The 3,773-nt window shown below is 66.0% G+C and carries 3 protein-coding genes; all 3 read right to left on the bottom strand.

Features of this window, described 5'->3' with window-relative positions; translation table 11 throughout:
• A partial coding sequence (locus FJ311_15995) for a dihydrolipoamide succinyltransferase (protein MBM3952936.1) occupies positions 1-277 on the bottom strand: 277 nt, incomplete at its 3' end.
• Between the two features lie 31 nt (positions 278-308).
• The gene (locus FJ311_15990) at positions 309-3,230 is read right to left on the bottom strand and encodes a 2-oxoglutarate dehydrogenase E1 component (protein MBM3952935.1); all 2,922 of its coding nucleotides are present in this window, start codon (positions 3,228-3,230) and stop codon (positions 309-311) included.
• A 40-nt stretch (positions 3,231-3,270) separates the two neighbouring features.
• The coding region (locus FJ311_15985) for a succinate--CoA ligase subunit alpha (GenBank protein ID MBM3952934.1) at positions 3,271-3,773 on the bottom strand (503 nt) is incomplete at its 5' end.

Raw genomic sequence — 3,773 nt, 5'->3', positions numbered from 1 at the left:
GCGGCTCCCCGCGCGCGACGGAAGGCTTGGTGCCGGCGGCGCCGGCTTCGATCACCCCCAACAGCGCGCCGACCTGGACGTCGGAGCCGGCCGGCGCGGCGATCGAGGCGAGCGCGCCGGAGGCGGGCGCGTTGACCTCGACCGTCACCTTGTCGGTTTCGATCTCGACCAGCGGTTCGTCCTGGGCGACCGCCTCGCCCGCCTGCTTGAACCATTTCGAGACGGTTGCTTGCGTGACCGATTCACCGAGGGTCGGCACCTTGATTTCCACGCCCATGATCGGTTCCTCGTTGTTCCCGATTGTTCCGTTATTTCCGCTTGCCGTCGTCGGCCACGCCCAGGGCCTCGGCCACCAGCCGGGCCTGCTGGGCGACGTGCTTGGCGTGCGAGCCGGTCGCCGGCGACGCCGACGCCGGCCGGCCGGCGTAGCGGATCTTGTTCCCGTCGGCGCCCAGGCCGTTCAGCACCGCGCCGAGCGGCTCGAACATGTAATGCCACGCGCCCATGTTGCGCGGTTCTTCCTGGCACCAGACGATTTCCGCCTTGGAAAAACGCTTAAGCTCGTCGGCCAGGACCTCGTGCGGGAAGGGGAACAGTTGTTCGACGCGCAGCAGATAGACATCCTTGAGGCCGCGCTTTTCCCGTTCCTCGAACAGGTCGTAGTAGACCTTGCCCGAGCACAGCACCACGCGCCGGATCTGGTTGTCGGGGGCGACGCGGCCGCCATCCCACAGCACGCGGTGGAAGGTGGTGCCCTCGCCCATGTCGGCCAAGGGCGAAACGCAAAGCTTGTGGCGGAGCAACGATTTCGGGGTGAACAGGATCAACGGCTTGCGGAAATCGCGGCACACCTGGCGGCGCAGCACGTGGAAATAGTTCGCGGGCGTGGTGCAGTTGCAGATTTGCCAGTTGTCGTCGGAGGACAGCTGCAGGTAGCGCTCGATGCGGGCCGAACTGTGTTCGGGCCCCTGGCCTTCGAACCCGTGCGGCAGCAGCATCACCAGGCCCGACATGCGCAGCCATTTCGATTCGCCGGTGGCGATGAACTGGTCGATGATCACCTGGGCGCCGTTGGCGAAGTCGCCGAATTGCGCTTCCCACAGCACCAGCATGTGCGGTTCGGCCAGGCTGTAGCCGTACTCGAAGCCGAGCACGCCGGCCTCCGACAGCGGGCTGTCGATGACCTCGAACGGCGCTTGGCCGAAACGCAGGTTGGCGAGCGGCGAGTAGCGCTCCTCGGAAGTCTGGTCGACCAGGACCGAATGGCGTTGGGAGAAGGTGCCGCGCCCCGAGTCCTGGCCCGAAAGCCTGACCGGCGTTCCGTCCGCGAGCAGCGTGCCGAAGGCGAGCGCCTCGGCGGTCGCCCAGTCGATGCCTTCGCCCGACTCGATCATCTTGCGCTTGGCCTCGAGCTGGCGCGCGACCTTGGGGTTGATGTGGAAATTTTCGGGATAGCGGGTGAGCGCGAGGCCCACTTCCTTGAGCCGGTCGGAGGCGACGCCGGTCTTGCCGCGCCGGGCGTCGGCGGCGGCCAGGCCGATCCCCGACCACGAGCCTTCGAGCCAGTCGGCCTTGTTGGCCTTGAAACCGCGCGAGGCCTCGAACGCCTCGTCCATGCGCGTGTAGGATTCCTTGACGATGTCTTCGCCCTGGCTCGGGCTGATCAGGCCCTCGCGCGCGAGCTTGTTGACGTAGAGAACCCGCGTGGTCGGATGCTCGGCGATCTTGCGGTACATGAGCGGCTGGGTAAACGCCGGCTCGTCGCTTTCGTTGTGGCCGAAGCGGCGGTAGCAGATCATGTCCACCACCACGTCCTTCTTGAAACGCTGGCGGTATTCGATGGCGATGCGGGCGCAGTGCACGACCGCCTCGGGGTCGTCGCCGTTGACGTGGAAGATCGGCGCGTCCACCGCCTTGGCCACGTCCGAGCAGTAGGGCGACGAGCGCGAGAAGCGCGGCGCGGTGGTGAAGCCGATCTGGTTGTTGATGATGAAGTGGATGGTGCCGCCGGTGCGGTAGCCGCGCAGGCCCGACAGCGTGAAGGTTTCATGCACCAGCCCTTGGCCGGCGAACGCGGCGTCGCCGTGCAGGATCAGGCCGAGCACCTTGTCGCGGTCGTCGTCGCGGCGCTGGCGCTGCTTGGCGCGCACCTTGCCGAGCACCACGGTGTTGACCGCTTCCAGGTGCGACGGGTTGGCGGTGAGCGAGAGATGCACGCGGTGGCCGTCGAAGGCGCGGTCCGACGAGGTGCCGAGGTGGTACTTGACGTCGCCCGAACCCTGGACGTCGTCGGGGTGGGCGGAAGCCCCCTGGAACTCGGCGAAGACCGCCTGCATCGGCTTGCCCATCACGTTGGCGAGCACGTTGAGGCGGCCGCGATGCGCCATGCCGATGACGATTTCCTGGACGCCGAGCTGACCGCCGCGCTTGATGATCTGCTCCAAGGCCGGCACTAGGCTTTCGCCGCCGTCGAGGCCGAAGCGCTTGGTGCCGGTGAATTTGCGGTCCAGGTACTTCTCGAAGCATTCGGCCTGGGTCAGGCGTTCGAGGATGGCAAGCTTGCCCTTGTCCGAGAAATGGGTCTGGTTGCGGATCGATTCGATGCGCTCCTGGATCCACGACTTTTCGTCCGGATCTTGGATGTGCATATACTCGACGCCGATGGTGCCGCAATAGGTCGCGCGCAAAACGTCGAGGATTTCGCGCAGCGTTGCCGATTCGAGCCCGAGCACGTAATTGATGTAAATTTCCCGGTCCATGTCCCGCTCGGAAAATCCGTAGGTCTTGGGATCGAGTTCGGGATGGTGCTTGGGCGGTTCGATGCCGAGGGGATCGAGATTAGCGAGCAAATGGCCGCGGATGCGGTAGGCGCGGATCAGCATCAGGGCGTTGATCGAATCGAGGGTCGCCTGGCGCGCGCCGCCGACACCGAAGCGCTGGGCGAGAAGCTGTTGGAAAGCGCCCGCGTCCGTCGTCGCCGCCTGCGGCACCATGGTTTCCGACATCGGCTTGATCTCGCCGTTGCCGATCACCCGCGTCGAGGACGGCGCCCAGGAGGCGCCCCGCGCCTCGCGCGCGAGCTGGCGGGGATCGTCGTGCAGTTCGGCGAAGAACTCCTGCCAGCGGCGGTCGACCGAACCGGGATCGTCGAGGTATTTGGCGTAGAGCTCGGCGATGTAGGTCTGGTTGCCGGAAAACAGAAACGAATCGAGCGGGTCGTGAACTGTCATGACCTCTGTCGCGCCCGATCGGGCGCGCTCCTACTTGCGATCAGCGACGCTTCTTGAGCGCCTTGAGCATGGTTCGCCCGAGCGCCGCGGGCGAATCGGAAATGTGGATGCCGGCCTTGCGCATGGCCTCGATCTTGTCGCCGGCGCCGCCCTTGCCGCCGGAAATGATCGCCCCCGCGTGGCCCATGCGCCGTCCGGGAGGCGCGGTCAGCCCGGCGATGAAGCCGACCACGGGCTTCTTGGTTTTCGACGATTTGAGGAAGGCGGCCGCTTCCTCCTCGGCGGTGCCGCCGATTTCGCCGATCATCACGATCGCCTTGGTCTGCTTGTCCTTGAGGAACAGTTCCAGGCAGTCGATGAAGTTGGTGCCGTTGACCGGATCGCCGCCGATGCCGATGCAGGTCGATTGGCCGAGCCCGGCGGCGGTGGTCTGCGCCACCGCTTCGTAGGTGAGCGTGCCCGAGCGCGACACGATGCCGATCGAGCCCTTCTTGTGGATGTGGCCGGGCATGATGCCGATCTTGCATTCGCCCGGCGTGATGA

It is taken from the genome of Rhodospirillales bacterium, from assembly GCA_016872535.1.
GTDB lineage: Bacteria > Pseudomonadota > Alphaproteobacteria > Rhodospirillales > 2-12-FULL-67-15 > 2-12-FULL-67-15.
The sequence above is the reverse complement of the archived record's forward strand: the minus strand, read 5'-3'. Positions and strand labels throughout refer to the sequence as shown.

Excerpts from the sequence above, each read along its gene's own strand:
- FJ311_15990 (MBM3952935.1), bottom strand. The coding sequence starts at position 3,230 with ATGACAGTTCACGACCCGCTCGATTCGTTTCTGTTTTCCGGCAACCAG.